Annotated in this window: 19 protein-coding genes, 1 tRNA gene and 1 pseudogene; 7 read left to right on the top strand and 14 right to left on the bottom strand. The window is 57.0% G+C overall.

The window, feature by feature from the left end; translation table 11 throughout:
- Positions 1-78: 78 nt before the first annotated feature.
- From CA948_RS12105 to CA948_RS12140, 8 genes are all read right to left on the bottom strand, one after another.
- Positions 79-900 carry a CPBP family glutamic-type intramembrane protease gene (locus CA948_RS12105; protein WP_094195614.1) on the bottom strand — a complete coding sequence of 274 codons (822 nt, stop codon included), beginning with the start codon at positions 898-900 and terminating at the stop codon, positions 79-81.
- A 3-nt stretch (positions 901-903) separates the two neighbouring features.
- Positions 904-1,500: an aminoacyl-tRNA hydrolase gene (pth, locus tag CA948_RS12110; RefSeq protein ID WP_094195613.1), complete on the bottom strand. Its 597-nt coding sequence runs from the start codon at positions 1,498-1,500 to the stop codon at positions 904-906.
- Positions 1,501-1,628: 128 nt separating this feature from the next.
- On the bottom strand, positions 1,629-2,228 hold the full coding sequence (locus CA948_RS12115) for a 50S ribosomal protein L25/general stress protein Ctc (RefSeq protein WP_094195612.1): 600 nt from the start codon (positions 2,226-2,228) through the stop codon (positions 1,629-1,631).
- 96 nt (positions 2,229-2,324) lie between these two features.
- Entirely contained in the window at positions 2,325-3,275 is a 951-nt protein-coding gene (locus tag CA948_RS12120) for a ribose-phosphate pyrophosphokinase (protein WP_162496912.1), read from the bottom strand.
- Positions 3,276-3,379: 104 nt separating this feature from the next.
- Positions 3,380-3,456: transfer RNA gene (locus CA948_RS12125), tRNA-Gln, on the bottom strand.
- Between the two features lie 5 nt (positions 3,457-3,461).
- On the bottom strand, positions 3,462-4,400 hold the full coding sequence (ispE, locus tag CA948_RS12130; RefSeq protein ID WP_094195610.1) for a 4-(cytidine 5'-diphospho)-2-C-methyl-D-erythritol kinase: 939 nt from the start codon (positions 4,398-4,400) through the stop codon (positions 3,462-3,464).
- Positions 4,401-4,420: 20 nt separating this feature from the next.
- On the bottom strand, positions 4,421-5,017 hold the full coding sequence (locus CA948_RS12135) for an outer membrane lipoprotein LolB (RefSeq protein WP_108728122.1): 597 nt from the start codon (positions 5,015-5,017) through the stop codon (positions 4,421-4,423).
- A complete protein-coding gene (locus CA948_RS12140) occupies positions 5,014-6,759 on the bottom strand; it encodes a tetratricopeptide repeat protein (protein ID WP_238988589.1) in 1,746 nt (581 codons plus the stop codon). The genes CA948_RS12135 and CA948_RS12140 overlap by 4 nt, the downstream gene beginning before the upstream one ends.
- Positions 6,760-6,881: 122 nt before the next feature.
- Between CA948_RS12140 and mutM the strand changes: the two genes are divergently transcribed.
- The 6 genes from mutM (at position 6,882) to fahA (ending at position 13,367) form a co-directional block, all read left to right on the top strand.
- Positions 6,882-7,709, top strand: a complete 828-nt coding sequence (mutM, locus tag CA948_RS12145) for a bifunctional DNA-formamidopyrimidine glycosylase/DNA-(apurinic or apyrimidinic site) lyase (RefSeq protein WP_094195607.1) — start codon at positions 6,882-6,884, stop codon at positions 7,707-7,709.
- Positions 7,710-7,873: 164 nt separating this feature from the next.
- Positions 7,874-8,830 carry an MBL fold metallo-hydrolase gene (locus CA948_RS12150; protein WP_108728124.1) on the top strand — a complete coding sequence of 319 codons (957 nt, stop codon included), beginning with the start codon at positions 7,874-7,876 and terminating at the stop codon, positions 8,828-8,830.
- Positions 8,831-8,854: 24 nt separating this feature from the next.
- On the top strand, positions 8,855-10,528 hold the full coding sequence (locus CA948_RS12155) for an FAD-dependent oxidoreductase (RefSeq protein WP_094195605.1): 1,674 nt from the start codon (positions 8,855-8,857) through the stop codon (positions 10,526-10,528).
- Complete coding sequence (locus CA948_RS12160) at positions 10,516-10,725, top strand: DUF2783 domain-containing protein (RefSeq protein WP_009461092.1); 210 nt, start codon at positions 10,516-10,518, stop codon at positions 10,723-10,725. Before CA948_RS12155 ends, CA948_RS12160 begins: the two co-directional genes overlap by 13 nt.
- A gap of 15 nt (positions 10,726-10,740) precedes the next feature.
- Positions 10,741-12,045, top strand: coding sequence for a homogentisate 1,2-dioxygenase (hmgA, locus tag CA948_RS12165; RefSeq protein WP_094195604.1), 1,305 nt, complete (start codon positions 10,741-10,743; stop codon positions 12,043-12,045).
- Complete coding sequence (gene fahA, locus CA948_RS12170) at positions 12,042-13,367, top strand: fumarylacetoacetase (RefSeq protein ID WP_094195603.1); 1,326 nt, start codon at positions 12,042-12,044, stop codon at positions 13,365-13,367. The genes hmgA and fahA overlap by 4 nt, the downstream gene beginning before the upstream one ends.
- 172 nt (positions 13,368-13,539) lie before the next feature.
- On the opposite strand, the gene CA948_RS12175 is transcribed toward fahA, so the two are convergent.
- Positions 13,540-14,226 (bottom strand): phosphatase PAP2 family protein, encoded by a 687-nt coding sequence (locus CA948_RS12175; RefSeq protein ID WP_108728125.1) that lies wholly within the window; start codon positions 14,224-14,226, stop codon positions 13,540-13,542.
- A gap of 21 nt (positions 14,227-14,247) precedes the next feature.
- Complete coding sequence (locus tag CA948_RS12180) at positions 14,248-15,663, bottom strand: FAD-binding oxidoreductase (RefSeq protein WP_108728126.1); 1,416 nt, start codon at positions 15,661-15,663, stop codon at positions 14,248-14,250.
- Between the two features lie 129 nt (positions 15,664-15,792).
- Here CA948_RS12180 and CA948_RS12185 point away from each other — a divergent pair, with 129 nt between their 5' ends.
- Positions 15,793-17,181 carry a phosphomannomutase/phosphoglucomutase gene (locus CA948_RS12185; RefSeq protein WP_108728127.1) on the top strand — a complete coding sequence of 463 codons (1,389 nt, stop codon included), beginning with the start codon at positions 15,793-15,795 and terminating at the stop codon, positions 17,179-17,181.
- 171 nt (positions 17,182-17,352) lie between these two features.
- Here the strand turns inward: CA948_RS12185 and CA948_RS17880 are convergent, their stop codons facing one another.
- The 4 genes and pseudogenes from CA948_RS17880 to CA948_RS12200 all read right to left on the bottom strand — a co-directional run bounded on the left by CA948_RS17880 (position 17,353) and on the right by CA948_RS12200 (position 22,043).
- On the bottom strand, positions 17,353-18,468 hold the full coding sequence (locus CA948_RS17880; RefSeq protein ID WP_338021654.1) for a glycosyltransferase family 4 protein: 1,116 nt from the start codon (positions 18,466-18,468) through the stop codon (positions 17,353-17,355).
- Between the two features lie 255 nt (positions 18,469-18,723).
- A pseudogene (locus CA948_RS17885) lies at positions 18,724-19,746 on the bottom strand (glycosyltransferase); the annotation flags it as partial.
- Positions 19,743-20,870: a glycosyltransferase family 4 protein gene (locus tag CA948_RS12195; protein WP_094195598.1), complete on the bottom strand. Its 1,128-nt coding sequence runs from the start codon at positions 20,868-20,870 to the stop codon at positions 19,743-19,745. The gene CA948_RS12195 and the pseudogene CA948_RS17885, both read right to left, overlap by 4 nt.
- Before the next feature lie 63 nt (positions 20,871-20,933).
- On the bottom strand, positions 20,934-22,043 hold the full coding sequence (locus CA948_RS12200) for a glycosyltransferase family 4 protein (protein ID WP_108728761.1): 1,110 nt from the start codon (positions 22,041-22,043) through the stop codon (positions 20,934-20,936).
- Between the last annotated feature and the right edge of the window lie 25 nt (positions 22,044-22,068).

Below are 22,068 nucleotides of genomic sequence, written 5' to 3' on the forward strand. Positions count from 1 at the left end.
TGGGCGCTACAGAGCCTGCAGACGGATCAGAACAGTCGTGCCGGGGACACAGGATAGCGCCTTGAAACGCGGGCTTGCTTAGACAGGAATGCCGTCAAACAGCTTGAGCAGGCCAATAATCAGCAAGACCGGGCCACCATTAAAGATGGCATGAAGTACGATCGAGGCACCAATGCCGCGACGCACTCGCAGCCAGGCCAGTACCAGCCCTGTCAGGCATTGGGGCAACACCAGCAAAGGCAGCAAATACCAGCTCATGCTGTTGAGCTGAAAGTTATACAAATGCAGCGCGCCAAAGGCCAGTGTTGCACCATAAAACACCCAGGGAAAGAAACGCCAATAGCGTCGCATAGACGAAAAGCGCCACGCCCTTCCCTGCAAGGCACCCACCAGTTTGCGCCACCAACGGCTGCCGGCGGGCAAAGCCTGGCGTGGCATGCCGGTATAACGGCTGATCCAGACCGCCAGGCACAAGACCAGCAAACCTTGTATCAACCACCAGCTTGGTCCCTGAAACATCAGAAACACCGCCAGCGGAACAACTGTCAGCCATTGTGATGGCCGTCTAAGCACAAAACGAAAAACCAGTTCTTCCACAATAGGTGCCCAGATAATGGCTTGCACCCAGGGAATACGCGTCGGGTCCAGACGATGCTGCGCGCCGCCCACACCCGCTACCGAGACAGCAATTGGCCCCAGTACCAGCGCATTAATCAACCAAAGCATGCCCGCCCATTGCAGCAGACGTTTCCAGGGCAAGGGGGCAAACCAGTCCAGATACCAGCCATCGCCCTGCGCTCTGCCAGGCAAGCGCCGGGCGCTGCGTGGGTGACGCAGAAAGTAAAAGAAATCTTTAAGCTCGTCCCGGAAACGCATCTGGCTGCTTGGCGCTGGCTTCATGCGTCAAGCCTTCTGGGGTGCATAAAGCTGGCGGGTCGCCTGCTCAAAGTCGCCACGCAGCAAAGCAGGCATCATGACTCGGCAACGATTCATACCGTCTTCAATCTCACGCAGCTCTTCATTGCGGGGGGTATGCAGAACAAAATTCACCACTTGCTGAGCCAAGCCCAAGGTGCGGGGGTGACCAATGCCTAAGCGCAAGCGCCAGAAATCTGGTGTACCAAAGGCAGACTGGATGTCACGCAGACCATTATGTCCGGCGTGTCCACCGCCTTTTTTTATCTTGACCTGACCCGGCAATAAATCCAGCTCATCGTGCAGAACCAGCACTTGTTCGGGCTTGAGTTTGTAAAAACGCATCAAAGCACCGGCGGCTTGTCCGGACTTGTTCATGAAGGTAATAGGTTTGGCGATGATGACGTTCTCACCTTCAAAACGCGCTTTAGCCACCCAGGCGAAAAAGGACTTTTCCAGGTTGAACGTCGCATGCAGATCATCGGCCAACTGGTCTGCCAACCAAAACCCCGCATTGTGACGGGTGGTTTCATACTCGGGGCCAGGATTACCCAGGCCAACAATCAAACGGATAGGCTCAGACATGAATGTTTTCGCAGAAAGCGCCTACGCCAGCAAGGGCGCAGGCACAAATAACAAACCCCCGCCAGCATACGCTGACAGGGGTTGATTCGCCAAGCTGCAAGCCGACCGAAGCCGGCTGGCAATCTTGATTACTCGGCGCTTTCTTCTGTTTCTTCCGAAGCAGCAGCACCACCGCCAACTGGCAAAGCAGCAGCCAGCAGAGGGTTGGTGTCATTGCCAGCGTAAGTCACGCCACGTGGCAGCTTGATGCTGTCCAGGTGCAGGTTGGCGTTGGCAGTCATGCCGCTCAGGTCCACAGTGATGGACGCAGGCAGGTTAGCTGGCAAGCAGGTGATTTCCAGCTCGGTCAGGATGTGGCTGATGACTTGGCCGCTCAGCTTGACGGCTGGGCACACATCGCCACCTTCAAAGTTCAGAGGAACTTTGGTGGTAATAGCTTGCGAAGCCAGAACGCGTTGGAAATCAACGTGCAGAACTTGCTGTTTGTAGGGGTGCCACTGAACCGAGCGCAACAGCACTTTCTCAGCTTTGCCGTCCAATTCCATGGTCAGGATGGAAGCGTGGAAGGCTTCTTTGCGCAGGTTGTGGTAAATCTCGTTATGATCCAAAGAGATCACGACGGGCTGTTCTTCGCCACCGTAAACAATAGCAGGAACTTGGCCAGCGTGACGCAGGCGGCGGCTCGCACTCGTACCTTGTACATCACGCGACGTAGCGGTGAATTTCATGGAAAACTCCAATTTGCAGGATCATAAGATCACTGCGAAAAAACGGTAGTTGCCTACCTAGTTGACGTACGCCGCGACCAGCGCACGCTAAAAAACTTAGTCAGAGAACAAGGAGCTGACGGACTCGGCGTTCGAGATGCGCAAGATGGTCTCGCCCAACAGAGCTGCACAGGACAGCTGGCGAATCTTGCTGCACTCGCGAGCCTTGGCGGACAAAGGAATGGTGTCCGTCACCACCAGCTCGTTCAACTGGGAATGCGTAATACGTTCGATGGCCTCGCCCGAGAGCACAGGGTGCGTACAGTAGGCGTAAACCGCCTTGGCACCGCGCTCTTTCAGGGCTTCAGCCGCTTTGCACAGCGTACCGGCTGTATCCACCATGTCGTCCATCAAAATGCAGGTGCGTCCGTTGACGTCACCAATGATGTTCATGACTTCGGATACGTTGGCACGTGGGCGGCGCTTGTCGATAATGGCCAGATCCACTTCCAGTTGCTTGGCCAATGCTCGTGCGCGCACCACACCACCGATGTCAGGCGAGACAACCACCATGTCCTGGTAGTTACAGCGCCAGATATCGCCCAGCAAAATGGGGGAAGCGTAGATATTGTCGACAGGGATATCGAAGAAACCCTGGATTTGGTCAGCGTGCAGATCCATCATCATGACACGATCAACACCGACCACTTGCAACATATTGGCTACGACCTTGGCAGAGATCGACACACGCGCCGAACGGGGGCGTCGATCCTGGCGGGCATAACCAAAGTAAGGGATGGCAGCGGTGATGCGACCGGCCGAAGCGCGGCGCAAGGCATCGACCATCACCATGATTTCCATCAGATTGTCGTTGGTGGGAGCACAGGTGGGTTGCAGAACAAAAACATCGCGACCGCGCACGTTCTCGTTGATTTCAACCATGGCTTCCCCGTCAGAGAAGCGACCCACCGTCATTTTCCCCAGCGACATATCAAGGTGGTTGACGACATCGACAGCAAGGCGAGGATTAGCCGTGCCGGTGAAGATCATGAATCGGTCTTGTGCCATGATGGGAGATAGATTTTGATGCAGGAAAAGCAAAGCTGTTGATCGAGACCCCTACAAGGAAACGACTCAACAGCTTTACATTATCGCAGGCTAGGCCTGAAAGGTGGCTGGGGAAGAAGGATTCGAACCTTCGCATGCTGGAATCAAAATCCAGTGCCTTAACCAGCTTGGCGATTCCCCAAATGCTTACTTAATCCAGTAGCGTAGCGGATGATCTTGCAATCCTGAACAAACCCAAGTTTGTTCGACCAGCAATTTACCACCACTTGTTTCTGCGCTACCAGAAAAATCTATTTTACTGCTATTTCGATCAATTTCAACCTGACCGATCTTGGCGCTTTGCTTGTCTCTGCATTCAACAAACAAACAAGAACCTGAGCCCGTCATTCTAGCATTCAATTTTAAACTTTGCAAACCCTGCTTTAAATTTTTTAAATCAGGGTAAAGACTGAATGCCACTGACTCCAGATTATTTCTACCAAAATAAGGATTATTATCCTTGGCTTGCCAGAATTTTTCTTGCCAATCAGTAAAGAACGTCATTGTGATGGGTTTTTCATCACGTGTCAAGCATTCGGAGCTAAATATTTTCCCCGTGGATATAAATTGCGGTGGACGGATAATGATGTAATCCCGGGGCGGCATCTGAATGGCTTGCAGTTGCTCGCCCACCCCTTGCGCAAAAGCAGCCTGTCCAAAGACAAAAACCGGCACATCAGCGCCCAGGGGCAAACCAATATCCATCAAGGCCTGACGGCTCAGGCCCAGGTTCCATAAACGGTTCAAGGCAATCAAGGTCGTGGCCGCATCGCTGGAGCCACCGCCCATCCCTGCTCCTGAAGGAATGTTCTTGATACAAGAGATGTCTACGCCTTGCCGGGTGCCTGTCGCTTGTTGCAGGGCGCGAGCGGCTTTGATCACCAGATCCTGTTCAGGCTCTACATCACTCAAGGTGCTGTGTGTCCGATGGATCTGCCCGTCGCTGCGTGGCACAAAGCTTAGGTAATCATTCAGATCGACGAAACGAAAGGCGGTTTGCAAAAAGTGATAGCCGTCTTCACGACGCCCGGTAACGTGCAAAAACAGATTGATCTTGGCCGGAGCCGGGACGTTGTAGAGCGCCATTACACAAACCTGCTCGGGCTTTACTGATCCACAACCAAACGCACGCTGATGGAGCGGTTGGCTTCGTGTCGATTCAATTGCAGCAAACGCGGGCCTTGTTCGTCGTAACGCGACAGCGTCACACGCCAGCCGGACTGCTCGAAACTGCTCAGCTTTTGTTGATCGTCTCTGCGCTCGCGTTGAACAGGGGCACTGCCCGTGCGGCCATGCAGCCAGTCACGCAAGCCTGCCACAGGAACGGGACTGCCCAAAACCTGTTCAACCAGGGCATCGGGATGGGAGGCAACTTCCTGACTGCCATCCGTGCGCTCCAGCAGGGCCTGACCTGGCAACACCCAGACACGCGCCAAGGTATTGCCCAAAGGATTGCTCAGGTCCAACATCAGCTTGCGACCATCATCGCGCCAGGAAAAGCCCCCCTGCACAGCCTCCACCTGGGAACTGGAGTGAGTCACGCTCAGCGCAAAGCGACCGGAACGAGACAAAGCGCTTGCCGCTTGGGACGCATCTGCTGCATTGCCAACATCGGGTTTGGGCGGTGTCGCACATGCGCTTAGCAAGGCAAACAGGACCAAGGCCCCTGCCCGGTTCCAGACTCGCTGTTTCAAGATACTCACGGCAGCGGTACTCCCAGACGCTTAATGGTTTCTTTCAACGTTCGGTTTTCGGCGTCCTTGCTCAGAGCAGCCCGAAATACCAGCATGGCATCATCACGACGGCCTTTTACCCACAGCACTTCACCCAGATGGGCGGCAACGTCAGCTTCAGGCAGGCGTTCGTAGGAGCGCTGCAAATACTCCAGTGCCGCTTGCAGATCACCCATACGGAACAGGTACCAACCTACGCTATCCAGAATATAGGGATTGTCCGGCTCCAGCTCCATCGCGCGTTCCAGCAAGTCCTGAGCCTCGTCCATGCGACGATTCTGATCCGCATAGGTGTAGCCCAAGGCGTTATACGCATTGGCATGGTCCGGGCGCAGTTCAATGACACGACGCATCAAGGCTTCAAACTTGTCGTGCTTGGCACGCTGCTCGTACAGCATGGCCAGGTTGTATTTGATCTCAGCGCTATCGGGCAACTCACGATCGGCGCGCTCCAGCACTTCCAGCGCCTGATCGGTACGACCGCTCTCTTGGTAAATAGAGGAATACGTCAAAGCCACGACGACCTGTTCACTCATATCGCGTGGACGAGAGTTTTCCAAGGTAAGACGTGCTTGCGGCAGATTCCCTTGGCGGGCTTGCAGGACGGCTTTATGAATCTGGGCCTGAAAACGCAGCGCCGGTTCTTCTATCAAATCCAATTGACGAATCGCCTCGTTCATATCGCCTTGGGCTTCAGCGATTTGCACCAACGACAAACGCGCTTCGGAAATACTGGCCAAGGCGGTGTTAACGGCATCGTTCAAGGACTGGCGTCGCTGCTGCTGAACCGCAATATATTGCTCCAGCAATTTACGGGCTTGGTCATACTCTTTGGCACGAATATGAATTTCAGCCTGGGTATACAACAGATCAAAATCTTCGGGATTGGCACGCTGCAAGGCCCCCACAATAGCCTGGGCTTCGCCAAACTGCTGGCGCTCAACCAGACGGTTGGCCAGCAATAGTTGCAGCTTGCGGCTGTCCGGGTTGTCTCGCACAAAAACGCGGGCACTTTGCAAAGCAGCCGAAGGATCAACTTTGATACCGTATTCCAGCACGCGCTGCGCGGCCGCTTCAGAATGTGGGTCCAGTTTCAGGGCTTCACGCGCTTCACGTTCCGCACGGTTCACATCACCGGCACTCCAGGCGGTGTCTGCCAAAGCCAGACGAGCGATAGGCAAGGAACGTACGGGCTGCTGCAAGGCCTTGTCCAGCACTTCCAGCGCTAGACGACGATCCACCATTTTGCTGACCATGCTCATGGCCTGCACCACGGCTTGCTCTTTATCCTGGGCACGGGAGATACGCAGCCACAAGGCATCGGCCAAACCTTCAGTCTGACCGCTGGAGGCTTCCAGCGCCAGGGCCGTCGCTTTGGCTTCGGGATCGTTGGGGGCCAGCAAAGCCCATTCTTTGGCCGCACGCAGCGCACGGCCTAAATCACGATCGGCCATGGCGTACTGAAAGGCACTTTGAGCCAGGCGCGGATCGCTGGTATCTCTTGCCAAAGCAAGAAACGTCTGGCTGGCAATATCATATTCACCGCGCGTCGCGGCGATCTCAGCAACCAAAATGCGATACAGAATATCCGGGGTCAAACCGACCAAGGGCAATTGCCCACTACGCAAACGGATGGTGTCTGCTGGCGGCTCCGCCTTGAGGATGGGAAGAGAGGTTTGTGCTTGCGCCGAAACCGCTGCAAGCAACGACATCAGGCCCAGCTTTAGTGCTAAGGTCAGAGCATTCATCCAGAAAAACCCGTGCCCTGATACGCGCGAGAAAACGCCCGATGGCACAATAAAGGAATCAGATTTGTTGATGGTATCACCCCCCCATGCCTGAACTGCCAGAAGTTGAAACAACTCGTCGCGGAATTGCGACGCTTATCCAGGGAAAAAATGTCCGACAATTCCTGGTTCACGAGCCTCGTCTGCGCTGGCCCGTGCCTGCCTGTTTACCGCAATGGATTGAAGGCCAGGCCGTCAACAATTGCACGCGTCGAGGCAAATACTTGTTGTTGCATTTTGAACAAGGCGTCCAGATCATCCATTTAGGCATGTCCGGCTCCTTGCGTCGTGTGGATCAGAACGAAGAACGCCGCAAACATGATCATGCGGAATGGATTTTTGATCAGGCCCGCTTCCTGCTGCACGACCCACGACGGTTTGGTGCGATATTATGGCACGCCCATAGGGACGGCCCTCTGGAAAACCACCCTTTACTACGTACTTTAGGGATCGAACCGTTTGATCCCTTGTTCACCCCGCAATACCTGCACCGCTACTTGCAAGGACGACGCATCGCCATCAAGCAAGCTCTACTGGGCGGCAAGATTGTGGTGGGGGTAGGCAATATTTATGCGTCCGAGTCCCTGTTCCTGGCCGGTATTCACCCCGAACTGCCTGCCGGTGAGGTCTCCTTGCATCGCTGCGAAAAACTGCATTCGGCCATCTTGAGCACCTTGCAATCTGCTCTGGACTCAGGCGGCAGCACCTTGCGCGATTACGTCAACGCCAGTGGCGAACCGGGTGCCTACTTCGATATTCACGCCAATGTGTATGAGCGTGTGGGCAAACCCTGCACTCGCTGCCAACAGCCTATCAAACGGATAGTCCAAGGCCAACGCGCAACGTATTACTGCTCGCGCTGCCAGCGCCGCTAAGCCTCCTCTCCCCCCTCTCTAAAACACCTGATGCCCAATAAGGCAGGCAGGCGCTCGTCTGCCTGTTTCCCATTAAGCCTGCCCTATTCAGGTATTCACCTATATCTAACTGATTCACCATAAACTAATCTGACACTATCCCTATCGACTGTGGAGTCATTTTCATGAGCAAGTCCTTCGCCTCGCATAACGACCTGGAAGACAAAGTCGTTGCCTTTGAAAAACTGTCCGACAACGCCTACGCCTATACGGCTGAAGGTGATCCCAACACGGGCATCATCATTGGTGACGAGGCCATTATGGTGATCGACACCCAGGCCACGCCTGTCATGGCTGAAGACGTGATTCGCCGCATCCGTGAAGTCAGCGACAAGCCCATCAAGTATGTCTTGCTGTCGCACTACCACGCCGTACGTGTGTTGGGCGCCTCGGCCTACGACGCCCAGGAAATCCTGGCCAGCCGCGACACCTACGACTTGATTGTGGAGCGCGGCGAGCAAGACAAGGCCAGCGAAATTGGCCGCTTCCCCCGCTTGTTCCGCAATGCCGAGTCCATTCCCCCCGGCCTGACCTGGCCCACCATGACCTTTGAAGGTCACATGACGGTAGAACTGGGCAATCTGGAAGTACACCTGATGCAAGTGGGCCGTGGCCACACCAAGGGCGACACCATTGCCTGGCTGCCCAAGCAGAAAATCCTGTTCGCCGGTGACCTGGTTGAATACCAATCCACCCCTTACGCCGGCGACTGCTACTTCCGCGAATGGCCCCGCACACTGGATCGCCTGGGCGAGTTCAACGCTGAACAAATGGTGCCAGGCCGTGGCCCGGCACTGAAAAATGCCACCGAGGTGCGTCAGGCGCTGGCCGGCACACGCGCATTTTTGACAGACCTGTACGCCAGCGTGCAGCAAGGCGCGGCAGCCGGTAAAGATCTAAAGACCATTTACCGCGAAACCTACGATTTCATGAAGCCTCGCTACGCAGACTGGGTCATTTTTGATCACTGCATGCCCTTTGACGTGTCCCGTGCCTACGACGAAGTCAACGGTCACGAAGACCCACGCATCTGGACTGCCGAGCGCGATCTGGAAATGTGGAAACAGCTCGAAGGTCAGTAAGACGCAAGGCCAGGGAGAAAGAAAATGGGAGACATTAATTACCAGACCCTGGAGCTGACGCAAGCGCCCCCACCGGCTACCCATGCCCGCCACCCGGTGGTGGTGGTGGGTGCTGGCCCGGTGGGGCTGACCATGGCTCTGGATCTGGCGGCCAAAGGCCACCAGGTCGTGATTCTGGACGACGACACCAGTCTGTCCAAGGGATCACGGGCCATTTGCTTTGCCAAACGCACTCTGGATATCTGGGACCGATTGGGCGTGGGCTCACGCATGATGGACAAAGGCGTGTCCTGGAATGTGGGCAAGGTTTTTTTCCGCAACCAGGAAGTCTGGAGCTTTAATCTGCGGCCCGAAGAAGGCCACCAGCGCCCTGCCTTTATCAATTTGCAGCAGTACTACTGCGAAGGCTATCTATACGAGGCCGTCTGCGCCCAGCCCCTGATCGAGCTGCGTTCCGGCCATAAAGTGCTGAACGTGGTGAACCAGGCAGAAGGCGTGCATCTGGACGTAGAAACCCAGCAAGGCAATTACACCCTGGAAGCAGAATGGCTGCTGGCCTGCGACGGCTCGCGCTCGGCCATTCGCCGTGCCTTGGGTGAAAGCAGCAGCGGACGCGTGTTCAAAGACCGCTTCCTGATTGCCGATGTACGCATGCAGGCCGACTTCCCCGCTGAACGCTGGTTCTGGTTTGACCCGCCTTTCCATCCCAATCAATCTGTTCTGCTGCACAGCCAGCCGGACAATGTCTGGCGCATCGACTTCCAATTGGGCTGGGATGCCGACCCGGTTGAGGCCGTCAAACCCGAAAACGTGCTGCCCCGCATTCGCGCTCTCCTGGGGGCCGACGCTCCCTTTGAGCTGGAATGGGTCAGCATTTACACCTTTGCCTGCGAGCGCATGGAACGCTTCCGCCATGGCCGTATTCTGTTTGCCGGGGACTCGGCCCACCGTGTCTCGCCTTTTGGTGCACGCGGCGCCAATAGCGGTATCCAGGACGCCGACAATCTAGCCTGGAAGCTGAATCTGGTTCTGAATGCCCAGGCTCCCGACAGCCTGCTGGACAGCTATAGCCATGAACGTGAACTGGCCGCGGACGAGAACATCCGCCACTCCAGCCGTTCAACCGATTTCATTACTCCTAAAAGCGAAGTCAGCCGCCTGTTCCGTGATGCGGCCCTGATCCTGGCACGTCGCCACGCCTTTGCCCGTGTACTGGTCAATAGCGGCCGCCTGTCTTTGCCCAGCGCCTATCCGGACAGCCCCTTGAATACGGCTGACACACACGAGTTTTCTGCAAGTGCCACCGCGCTAGGCGCCTGCGTGCCCGATGCACCTGTTCAAAAGAACGGTCAGGACGACTGGTGGCTCGCTCAATTAGGAGCCGGTTTCACCCTGCTGGAGTTTGGCGAAGGCCAGGTCAAACAACCTGAAGCAATCGAGGAACTGGTCGCCCAAGGGCTGTTGACCCGCCTGCGCGTCTGGCCCGCAGGCACTAGCGCAGCCCTGGCCCAAGGCGGCATCATCGACAGCCAGGATATGCTGCGCCAGCGTTACGACGCTCAGCCCGGTTCCTGCTATCTGATCCGCCCTGATCAACACCTGTGCGCCCGCTGGCGTCATCTGGACGGGCAAGCTGTCCAGACTGCCATACACAAAGCCTGTGGCCATTTCCTGGAGAGTGCTTCATGTCTACACTGAATACCGATACCCCCCTGGAACGGGCTGACGATTTCTACCAAATGTTGATCGATGCCCACCAAGGCCTGAGCACGGCACAAAGTCATGCCATGAATGCCGCTTTGGTACTTTTGCTGTGCAATCATGTCGGCTCGCTGGATGTGATCAAGCAAGCCTTGGATGCCGCCCGCCAGACCTGCCTGGAGCAGGCTGCCTGAATCTGGAGACCCCTAATGAGCTCGTTGAACTATCAGATTGGTTTTGGTAACGCTTTTGCCACCGAGGCGCTGCCCGGTGCGCTGCCCATTGGACGCAATTCGCCCCAAAAGTGTCCGTATGGCTTGTATGCCGAGCAGTTGTCCGGCACAGCCTTTACCGCGCCGCGTGCCGACAACCGCCGCTCCTGGCTGTACCGCATTCGCCCCAGCGCCAAGCAAGGGGCATTTACGGCCTTTGAAGGCGCTCCTTATTGGAATGAAGACTTCGGACAAGGCCCGGCCAACCCCAACCGTTTGCGCTGGAACCCGCTGAATCTACCCGGCAAGCCAACCGATTTTCTGGCCGGCGTCCATACCTGGGCAGGCAATGGCAGCAGTGATTCGCAAAGCGGCATTGCCATCCATCTGTACGCCATCAACCAGTCCATGGGACGGCGCGTGTTCTATAACGCCGACGCCGAAATGATGTTCGTGCCTGAGCAGGGTCGCCTGCGTCTGGTCAGCGAACTGGGCATCATGGAAATCGAGCCTTGCGAGATTGCCGTCATGCCGCGTGGCGTACGCTTCAAGGTCGAGTTGCTGGACGACGTGGCACGCGGTTATCTGCTGGAAAACTTCGGTGCTCCCCTGCGTTTACCTGAACTGGGCCCGATCGGCTCTAACGGCCTGGCCAATGCCCGTGACTTCAAGACACCCGTGGCCTGGTATGAGGACGTGAACGAGCCTCATGAGCTGGTCACCAAATTCACAGGCGGCTTCTGGGTTGCCCAACTGACGCACTCACCGTTGGATGTGGTGGCCTGGCATGGCACGCACGCCCCCTACAAATACGATTTACGCGACTTTAACGTGATCGGCTCGATCAGCTATGATCACCCCGACCCGTGCATTTTCAGCGTACTGACCTCGCCCTCCGACACCCCCGGCACGGCCAACCTGGACTTCGCCATTTTCCCGCCACGCATTCTGGCCATGGAAAACACCTTCCGCCCACCGTGGTTCCACCGTAACTTCGCCAGCGAATTCATGGGACTGATACACGGTGTGTACGATGCCAAGGCCGACGGCTTTGCACCGGGCGGCTCCAGCCTGCACAATTGCATGAGCCCGCATGGCCCCGACGCCAACACCTTTGACAAGGCCAGCTCTGCGGACCTGAGCAAGGCGGACTATCTGCGCGGTACCATGGCCTTTATGTTCGAGACACGCAAAGTTATCCGCCCCTCGCCACAGGCCTTGCAAAGCGGCAGTCTGCAAGCCAATTACGATGCCGTCTGGGACGGACTGGAAAAACACTTCTCTACGGAACAAAAGGCATGACCCGACCTTATCTGAATGACACTCACGACCCCAAGCTGCAAAGCTGGGTGCCCGGCGCGAACGAGGCCGATAACGGTTTCCCCATCCAGAACCTGCCCTTTGCCGTGGCCCGTCGCCGTGACAGTCAGGAGGACTTTCGCGTCATGGTGGCCATTGGCCCTTACGCGCTGGACCTGGGGCTGTTGGCCAGCGATACTCCCTGGCACGGCCAAGCCGCCGACGCCTTGGCCGCTTGCGTCAAACCTGCACTCAATGAGCTGATGGCCTTGGGCCAGGAATACTGGAGCGCGCTACGTGCGGCCTTGTCGCATGACCTGCGCCAGGGTGCTTCGGCCGAGTCGCGCCTGCGCCCCATGCTGATCGAGCGCAGCAAGCTGGAATACGCCCTGCCCGCCCAAATTGGCGACTACACCGATTTCTACATTTCCGTGCACCACGCAACGGCGATAGGAAAACAGTTCCGCCCCGATGCGCCCTTGCTGCCCAACTACAAGTGGGTCCCGATTGGCTACCACGGTCGCGCCTCCAGCATCGGCGTATCCGGCCAGCAGTTCCCACGTCCTGTCGGCCAGACCCGCCCACCCGAGGGGCAGGAGCAGCCCAACTTTGGTCCTTGCCAACGCCTGGACTTCGAGCTGGAAATGGGCATTCTGATTGGCAAAGGCAACGAAGCGGGTCACCGTATCCCTATCGCTCAGGCAGACGAGCACGTTTTTGGTCTGTGCCTGTTCAATGACTGGTCGGCCCGCGATCTGCAGGCTTGGGAATACCAACCTTTGGGCCCTTTCCTGGCCAAGAACTTTGCCTCGACGATCTCCCCTTGGGTGGTGACGCTGGAAGCCCTGGCTCCCTTCCGTCGCCCATTCAACCGCCCCGAGTCCGATCCTCAGCCTCTGCCCTATTTGCAGGATCAGGCCAACCAAGAAAGTGGCGTTCTGGACGTGGAACTGGAGGTGTACCTGAGCACCGAGCAGTCTCGTCAGCAAAAGAAAGATCCGGCCTTACTCTCGCGCAGCAACTTCAAGGAAGCCTATTGGACCGTGGCCCAACTGGTCGCCCACCACAGCGTCAACGGCTGCAATCTGCAAACCGGCGACCTGCTGGGTACCGGCACCTTGTCCGGCCCAGCCAAAGGTCAGGAAGGCTCTTTACTGGAGATGAACCAGGGCGGTAAAAACCCCATTGATCTGCCTTGGGGCGAACAACGCAAGTTCCTGGAAGATCAGGACGAGATCATCTTGAAGGGCCAGTGCCGTCAAGAGGGCTACCCGACCCTGTCTTTCGGTGAGTGCGCCGGACGCGTATTGCCTGCCATACCTTAAGCACAGGCGGTCCATGCCTGCCAAGGTCTGATTGGCAAGAGACGCTTGCTTGTGAACGACACCCCGAAGCCCGCATCTGGCTTCGGGGTGTTTTTACGTACCAGCTCTCAAAAACAGGACTCGTTAAAATGACAAAGGGGACTTGACGTCCCCTTTTGCAGATTAAAAACCACTAAGCAGGCAATTGCTTGCGTCTGGCCCAAGACCACAGGATATAAAACAGCCCACAGCCGTACAACCCTAAAACAGCACCGGAGGCCAGCACTTGGCTAATGAAATGGTAGCCCTGCATAATGCGCAAAAAACCAAACAGCAAACCTGCGCTGATACCCAGCACAAAGCCCCCGATGGCCAACTTGCGGCACCCTATCATGAGGCCTACAAAAAACAGGGACAAGAGCACAAAGCCAGATGCGGCATGGGCACTGGGCAAGGCATTGCCCGCCTGCGCCCAAGAGTGCGCCCAAAAATAGTCAGGCATGGATTCTGTACCACCAAACATGGCCAAATTAAAGGGACGCGGCATAGCGGTCAGATGTTTCAGCACACCCACTAACAAGGGGCCACTGCCCATGAAGAAAGCCGCCCCCGCCCAAGCCAATTGGCGGCACGAGCCCTTGGGCTGGCGCCAAGCCACCATCGTCCATATGACTGCACCGCCAAAAGGGACGAACCACACCAGTCTGCGCCCGAACAAATCCACAAAAGGCTGCAGACGCCAGGAGAAGTCCTGGACTTGCGAATCATAGAAATAGGCGCTGAGTGACAGATCCGTTGCCGAACCCATCGTCACTGCCGCGACGATTCCCAAAACCGTAAACAAGACGGCACTGGCAACGATATAAGGACGAAAAAACATCTACACACCAAGTAACTTCGGTCAGTCGGGCAATACCTTACCGGGGTTCATGATTCCCAAAGGATCCAGCGCCGTCTTGATTTGCTTCATCAAGGCCAGGGAAACGGGATCTTTATAACGTGGCAGCAGTTGGCGCTTGAGTTGACCCACACCATGCTCGGCGCTGATCGAACCATTGAAGCGGTGCACGCTGTCATGTACCAGGGCGTAAATCTCGTCCTGGCGCTTTAACAGCTCTTGTTCCGTGAAAGCCGTCCCACGCGCCACGTTGTAGTGCAAGTTGCCGTCGCCCAAATGCCCGAACGTTACGTTTTCCAGACCGGGGAAGGCTTCCTGCAAGGCCTTGTCCGTCTCATGCACAAATTGGGACATCACAGACACGGGAAGGGAAACATCATGCTTGATGCTTTTGCCATAGGTTTTTTCAGCCAGCGGAATGCTTTCACGCAAGTGCCAGAGCGCTTTGCTTTGTGCAATGGTCTCGGCAATGACGGCGTCTTGCACCAAGTCTTGCTCCAGGGCCTGACCGATCACGCTTTCAAAGCGCTCGCGGGCATGCTCCAGGCTCTCGCTGTCGGACAGCTCCAGCAAGGCATACCAGGCCGCTTTTTCTGCCGGGCCCTGGAAAGGCATGCGTTGATCAGGGTAGCAATGCAGCACGGCTTGCAGGCAATTGCCTGCAATCAGCTCAAAGCCGGTCAAGGAAGCGGCCAGACCCTGACGGGCCAGCGCCAACACTTGTATGGCATCTTCAATGGTGTTCAGCGCCAGCAAGGCGGTACATGCCGCTACTGGCTGGGGATAGAGCTTGATGGTGGCGGCGGTGATGATGCCCAGGGTACCTTCGCTACCAATGAACAGGTTGCGCAGGTCGTAGCCGGTATTGTCTTTACGCAAGCCAAGCAGACCATGCAGGATCTCGCCCTGGGCCGTCACGACCTCCAGCCCCAAAGTCAGGTCACGAGCATTACCGTAACGCAGAACCTGTGTACCACCCGCATTGGTGGCCAGATTGCCACCAATGGTGCAACTGCCTTCTGCGGCCAGACTTAAGGGAAACAGGCGCTGATGGTCGCGAGCAGCTTGCTGCACGTTTTGCAAAATGCAGCCTGCTTCCACCACCATGGTGTCGTTTTCCGTATCCACACTGCGAATCTTGTTCAAGCGCTCCAAAGACAGCACTAGTGCTGTCGCGCTATTGTCCGGCGTCGCCCCCCCACACAAGCCGGTATTGCCGCCTTGAGGGACGATGGGCACACGATGCTCGGCGCATAGACGCACGACCTGGGCCACTTCTTGCGTCGTTGCAGGCCGGGCCACCGCCAAAGCAGTACCGATATAGCGTCCACGCCAATCTTCCAGGTACTGCTGCATGGATTGTCCCGTCAGCACGTGCTGCTGACCAATACGCTGTTCAAGTTCGTTCAGAAAAGTCATGACCCAAGCCACTCAAGAAAAACAATCAGGCGCTCTTGCTGTCGCGCTACAGCTCTTAATGGTAACTCACGAAAGCCGGGGACATTCGCGCTAAACTGCTTTCTTTGTTTATCCCCTTCAGGACGCGACGTGACCCAACTTCCTGCCCTACCGACTGCCGTATTCAAAGCCTACGATATTCGAGGCACGGTCCCCGAACAACTGAATCCTGACTTTGCCTACCAGCTCGGCCTGGCGTTGGCCGCCTCTGCCCGTGAACAAGCCGTCCAAACCTTAGTCGTGGGCTATGACGGCCGTCACAGCAGCCCGGCCTTGTCTCAAGCCCTGCAAAAAGGCATTCAGGCCGGTGGGGTCAATACCGTAGATCTGGGCATGGTTCCTACTCCCATCGTCTATTTTGCGGCCAATGTGCTGGAAACCGGCTCGGGCGTGGCCATCACGGGCAGCCATAATCCGTCCAACTACAACGGCTTCAAGATGATGATGGCTGGCAAAACCTTGCACGGCCAGGACATCCAGAGCCTGATGAAGCGCATGCAAGCCGGTATTGAACCAACGGCTCAGGCAGGCACGGGCGAGAAAAAGGACTTGCTGGGCCAATATGTCAACACGATCGCTGAACGTGTCAAACTGGCCCGTCCCATGAAAATTGCCCTGGACTGTGGCAACGGCGTGGGTGGCGTTGTGGCCGCCCGCCTGTTCAAAGCTCTGGGCTGCGACGTGGATATGCTGTTTGAAGAGGTAGATGGCAGCTTCCCCAACCACCACCCTGACCCGGCCGAGCCGCACAATCTGCAAGACCTGATCGCCCATGTTCAAAACACGAACTGCGAAGTGGGCCTGGCCTTTGACGGCGATGCCGACCGCCTGGGTGTGGTGACACGCTCCGGTCAGATCATCTGGCCCGACCGTCAATTGATTCTGTACGCACGCGACATTTTGCAGCGTGAACCCGGCTCCACCATTATTTTTGACGTGAAATGCAGCCGCCACGTTGCCCTGGAAATTGCCAAGGCCGGTGGTGAACCTTTGATGTGGCAAACCGGCCATTCGCTGATCAAGGCCAAACTGGCCGAGACAGGCGCTCCTTTAGCTGGCGAGATGAGCGGCCACGTGTTCTTCAAGGAAGGCTGGTACGGCTTTGACGATGGCCTGTATACCGGCGCACGCCTTCTAGCGATTCTTTCACGCGGCGACAACCCGACGGCAGAGCTGGAAGCCTTGCCACAAGACCTGTCTACACCGGAGCTGAAGCTGCCTCTGGCCGAGGGCGAGCCGCATGCCTTGATTGCCCGCCTGCAAAAAGAAGGCCGTTTCCCCAGTTCCAATCAACTCAATACGATTGATGGTGTACGTGCCGAGTACCCGGATGGCTTCGGCCTGGCTCGTGCCTCCAACACCACACCGGTCATTGTGCTGCGCTTTGAAGCGCAGTCCCAAGAGGCGCTGGATCGAATTCAGGGTGAATTCCGCGCGGCACTGCTGGCCTTGAAGCCGGATGCTGCTTTGCCTTTCTAAGCTTGCTGCCCCCCAAGGGGGCACTTTTTACCGGGGGCGACTAGCCTTGAGGCGGCCCGGCGGTAAAAAAAGAACTGAACTGTCTCTGAAACCGTGGATTCAACCCCAAGTCACAGCAAACAGTTCAGCCCGTTTTTTATGCCTTGGCCCAGAACCAAGGCAGTCCAAGTCTTAACGACTCAAGTACTGATACAAATTCAGATGAGCCGCACTGATGCGGTCAATATCAAAAGCCTCTTGCGCCAAGCGGCGGCTTTCCGCCCCCATGGCTTGTCGCTTGGCCGTATCCTCGCCCAGTTCCATCACGGCTGCCGCCAGGGCCTGTGCATTACGCACTGGTACCAGCATACCCGTTACTCCAGGCTCAATGGCATCCCGACAACCGGGCACATCAGTCGTCACCACCGCCCGCCCGCAAGCCGCAGCTTCCACCAAGGATTTAGGCAAACCTTCACGATAGGACGGCAGCACGGCAATGTGCGATTGAGCGTACAACTGCGCAATATCGCTACGTTCACCCAGGCACTGCACCACACCCTGCTTTTGCCAGCTCTGCCACTCCTGCTCGCTGATACTGGCGGGGTTGCCGGGATCCGGGCTGCCCGCCAATACCCATTTCACCGGGCTGCCTTGAGCAGCACTGATACGTGCTGCTTCAACGAACTCTCGTACCCCCTTGTCCACCAATAGGCGCGACACCATCAAAGCGACGGGGGGGCCTTCTGGCTCTGGCACCGCCTGAAACTCGTTCAGATCTACGCCGGAACCACGAATCAGGACACACTGATCGCGTTTGACCACACGATCCTCCAGCAAGACATCACGGTCATTGCTGTTCTGGAAAATCACTCGGCTATTGGGATGTCCCAGAGCAATGCGATAAAGCTGCAGAGCAATCCAGCGCACGGGATCAAATGATTTGTCGCGCTTGGTAAATACATAACCCAAGCCAGATACGGCAGCCAGAAAACCCGGCACACCGGCCAGCCGCGCAGCAATACCGCCGTACAAAACAGGTTTGATGGTGACCGCGTGTACCAGTTCGGGGCGCTCCCGACGAAACAGACGCCACAAGGCCCAGATGGTTTGCAATTCTTGCAAGGGATTGGTTCCGCTACGCGTCATGGGCAAAGCATGATGGTGCAAGCCGTGACGCTCGATCTGGGCGACTGCCGGGCCATCCATGGTGGCCACATGCACGTCATAGCCTTCACGCTGCGCGGCTTGCGCCAAAGGCAAACGGTGTGACAGGAAAAAAGCGGGGTTATTGACCACGAACATCAGCATGCGTGTTTTCTTGCTGGAATCGTCCGTCAACACATTCAAGGCTTGCCGACTACGCTTGCGTTTGGGCGGATACTGCGCTGTCAGTGTCTTCCAGGCCTGTGTGTAGTTCTTGACCATGCCTTCCAGAGAAAACAGACGGGCAACCCGTTCACGGGCATGCTCGTGGCGAGCCTGCCAGGAAGGCGCACCCAGCTCATCAACCGCACTATTGATGGCACCAGCCAAGGCTTCGGCATTACTGGGAGGCACAATCCAGCCCTCATTGCCCACGATCAAGGCAGCATCGCCCACATCGGTAACGACATTGGACACACCGGCAGCCATGGCTTCACATACCACGTTCGGAAAGCCCTCCGCCGAGCTTGACAGTACATGCACGTCCAGCGCATTCATCAAGCGGGGTACGTCGGTGCGTCGCCCCATCAGGATGACGCTCTCGCGAAGTTGATGCTGATCCAGCAAGCGCATCAAGGTTTCGTTATCGCTGTCCATACCGTCACCAATCAGCAAGCAACGCAAGCCAGGATGACGATGCAGACTACGGGCTAAAGCAGCCAGCAAATTAGGGTGGTCTTTCAGTGGATTCCAGCGGGCCACACTACCGATAACAGGCGTATCCAGTGACAACCCCAATTCATCACGTACTTCCTCGCGTGCTTGCTGATCGGGGTGCCAACGGCTCAGGTCGTAGCCATTGGGGATTACCTTCATGATGTCGGCGCGATAACCCCATTGCTTATGGCGTCGGGCAGCGTTTTCTGCGCAGGACACAATCAGGTTAGGGATAAAGCGTGACAAACGGGCACACAACCAGGCCACCATACGGGCCTTCGGGCTGCCTTGATACAGATTCGCGCCGGAGTTGCGAATACCCCAGGACACTGCGGGAATGCCAACCAGTCGGGCGGCGGCGCCACCAATCAGGTCGGAGTGATACATCCAGGTCTGCACCACATCGGGCTGCACCTCACGCAACACGCGTGTCAAGGATCGCAAGCCCTTCAAAAAGCCCAGCGGCGAGTGCATATGCAGGCAGTACAAAGGAATGTCAGCAGCACGCAATTGCGGTCCAAAAACATCCTCCTCGCCCAGAGAAATCACAATATGTTCGGTATCTTGGCCAGGAGCCGTCACCAGACGGAACAAGACCGTCTCTGCCCCGCCCTGCCCCAGTCCCGCAATAATGTGCACGACACGCAAAGGCGGCGTTGTTTTCTCCAGCGCGCCATCCACGGCGTTTGTTTCCTGATTCAACGACCTTGGCTGCAATGCACTCATGCTTTGGCTCCTTCTTCTATACCGCCACGGGCGGCCTGAAAGACCTGGTCCCAGTTACGCAAAACCTGCTCTAGCTCATAACGCTGGCGCACCGCTGCAGCGGCACGTCGGCCCAATACACCCCGAAACACGCCATCACCCATCAATTCGGCCAGGGCAGCGGTCAAGGCGCCTTCGTCCCCCACCGGAACCAACAAGGCGTCTTTGCCATCGGAGCTGATCTCGCGCGGGCCGCTGGGGCAATCAACCGTCACGGTGGGCAAGCCCATCGCCATGGCCTCCAGCAGCACGTTCGGGAAACCTTCCACTTCCGAAGTCATAACAAAAGCATGGGAGCGCGCCATTTCCTGCCAGGGCTGGGCCGTTTTTCCAGCCAGCTCGATACGGTCAGCAGCACCGGACATGGCAATCTGCTGCACCAATTGGGCCCGCTGCGGACCATCGCCCCAGATTTTCAATTTCCATTCGGGGTACTCGGCAGCCAGTCCTGCAAACACGCGGATCAAAACATCAAAGCGCTTGGAAGGCACCAGACGCCCCATCGCCATCAAGGTGCAGTGTCGGTTCTCTTCTACCCTTACCTCGCGTTGCACGGCATCCAAAGCCTGCGGCAAAGGGTTGGGCACGACCATGACCTGTTTCATGCCCGGCACCATGGCCTGAAACGCCGCGACACTGGCTCGGGTCTGAACGGTGACCACCTGAGCCTTGGGATACAGACGACGGCGCAGACTTTGCAACAGCTTGCCCGCACTGCTGCTAAAGGCCGGGTTGGTACGCTCGCCCACCACAATAGGCACGCCCATGCCGCCCAGTCCCAGCAAAACATTGATATTCACATTGGTCAGAAACGACACAATGACATCGGGCTGTTTTTCACGCACCAACTTGCGCATGGCGCGCAGCTTGGTCAAAGGTTTAGGCAGCCAACTGCCACGCATGCGGTGGGCCAACCACACCAGCTCCACCTTGGAGTCGATAGGGTAAAAGGCACTGCCCCCACCGCTGTAGGTCGGCACCAGGGTGACCTGATCGCCTCGCAGCCCCCAGGCATTGGCCAATGTAGAAGCGACACGCTCGGCACCGCCTGCGTTCAGGGAGCTGACGAAAAACAGAATATTCACTGGGCCTCCATGGGCTCATCGACCGGGTAGTTTGAGCCTGCTGGCACTAAGAAAAGCGCCATTTTAAGGCCGACGCCAACACTGTTCCAACACTTGCTGCCACAGCGCCAGAACGCGGGCCGAGGAAAAGCGGTCGCGCACATCTATGGCACGACGCGCCAACCTCTGGCGTTTGTCCTCGTTGGACATCAGATCGGATAAATGGGCGGCCAGCGCTTCCACATCTTCGACCGGACGTACCAAGACACCGTCGATATTGGCGCGAATGATCTCACGCGGGCCGGTGTCGCAATCAAAGGCTACCGCCGTCAAACCACTGGCCATCGCTTCCAACAAACTGTTGGACAAGCCTTCCATTCGGGAACTGAGCACATACAGATCAGACTGCTCGTACCAGTCCGCCATATTGCCGACCCGACCGGGCAGCGCAATCCGCTCTTGCAGCTCCAGCTCTTCAATACGTGCTTCCAAAGGAGCGCGCTGCTCGCCTTCGCCCAGAATCACCAAATCCCAATCGGGGAAATAGTTGGACAGCATGGCAAACGATTCAATCAGGGTGTCAAACCCCTTGACCGGGTGCAGTCGCCCTACGGCCAATAAGCGTTTACGCCCTTTTGGCAGCTCGGGCACGGGCACAACAGGTTCGGTGCTGTCCATAGGCCAACGCACGGCATTGGGGATCACCTGCACCTGACTGCCGGGCACATGCTCGCGCAGCCAGTCTGCCGTACCGGCAGTCAGGGCAATCACCGCATGGGCTTGGGGATAAGTACGCAAACGGGCCTTTTGCCAGAAAGAAGACATGGACTGGGAGGGAGGATGTGTATGCTCGGTCGCAATCACCTTGCAGGGCAAGCCTTTGGCGGCAGAAATGGCCAGAACCGAGGAGGTTGTCATCATACCCAGCACCACATCGGGCTTGGTTTTGCGTATCAGCGAGCGTACTCGGCGTACTCGGCGCCAGTTCTTCCACAAGGCATCCAGACGCCCACGACTGCTACCTGCCGTCCCGAGCACATGGCGCTCCACGCCTTCTGCCACGGTATACGCATCTTTATCACGGCCAGCCTGAGTCACCAAAGACACTCGATAGCCACGCGCCACCCAGGCTGCGCTTAAATCGACGGCAACACGTTCTGCCCCGCCTCCACCCAAAGAGTGGATAAGCAGCATGATATGAGGGCGAACGACCGAATGA

It is taken from the genome of Alcaligenes aquatilis, from assembly GCF_003076515.1.
Taxonomy (GTDB): domain Bacteria; phylum Pseudomonadota; class Gammaproteobacteria; order Burkholderiales; family Burkholderiaceae_B; genus Alcaligenes; species Alcaligenes aquatilis.

What these genes read in the sequence shown, in the direction of transcription:
- CA948_RS12200 (WP_108728761.1), bottom strand. Translation starts at nt 22,043, where the DNA reads ATGCTGCTTATCCACTCTTTGGGTGGAGGCGGGGCAGAACGTGTTGCC.
- hmgA (WP_094195604.1), top strand. Translation starts at nt 10,741, where the DNA reads ATGAGCTCGTTGAACTATCAGATTGGTTTTGGTAACGCTTTTGCCACC.
- CA948_RS12105 (WP_094195614.1), bottom strand. Translation starts at nt 900, where the DNA reads ATGAAGCCAGCGCCAAGCAGCCAGATGCGTTTCCGGGACGAGCTTAAA.
- pth (WP_094195613.1), bottom strand. Translation starts at nt 1,500, where the DNA reads ATGTCTGAGCCTATCCGTTTGATTGTTGGCCTGGGTAATCCTGGCCCC.
- CA948_RS12150 (WP_108728124.1), top strand. Translation starts at nt 7,874, where the DNA reads ATGAGCAAGTCCTTCGCCTCGCATAACGACCTGGAAGACAAAGTCGTT.
- CA948_RS12120 (WP_162496912.1), bottom strand. Translation starts at nt 3,275, where the DNA reads ATGGCACAAGACCGATTCATGATCTTCACCGGCACGGCTAATCCTCGC.
- CA948_RS12180 (WP_108728126.1), bottom strand. Translation starts at nt 15,663, where the DNA reads ATGACTTTTCTGAACGAACTTGAACAGCGTATTGGTCAGCAGCACGTG.
- ispE (WP_094195610.1), bottom strand. Translation starts at nt 4,400, where the DNA reads ATGGCGCTCTACAACGTCCCGGCTCCGGCCAAGATCAATCTGTTTTTG.
- CA948_RS12160 (WP_009461092.1), top strand. Translation starts at nt 10,516, where the DNA reads ATGTCTACACTGAATACCGATACCCCCCTGGAACGGGCTGACGATTTC.
- CA948_RS17880 (WP_338021654.1), bottom strand. Translation starts at nt 18,468, where the DNA reads ATGCTGATGTTCGTGGTCAATAACCCCGCTTTTTTCCTGTCACACCGT.
- CA948_RS12115 (WP_094195612.1), bottom strand. Translation starts at nt 2,228, where the DNA reads ATGAAATTCACCGCTACGTCGCGTGATGTACAAGGTACGAGTGCGAGC.
- CA948_RS12175 (WP_108728125.1), bottom strand. Translation starts at nt 14,226, where the DNA reads ATGTTTTTTCGTCCTTATATCGTTGCCAGTGCCGTCTTGTTTACGGTT.
- mutM (WP_094195607.1), top strand. Translation starts at nt 6,882, where the DNA reads ATGCCTGAACTGCCAGAAGTTGAAACAACTCGTCGCGGAATTGCGACG.
- fahA (WP_094195603.1), top strand. Translation starts at nt 12,042, where the DNA reads ATGACCCGACCTTATCTGAATGACACTCACGACCCCAAGCTGCAAAGC.
- CA948_RS12140 (WP_238988589.1), bottom strand. Translation starts at nt 6,759, where the DNA reads ATGTCGTTGCTTGCAGCGGTTTCGGCGCAAGCACAAACCTCTCTTCCC.
- CA948_RS12155 (WP_094195605.1), top strand. Translation starts at nt 8,855, where the DNA reads ATGGGAGACATTAATTACCAGACCCTGGAGCTGACGCAAGCGCCCCCA.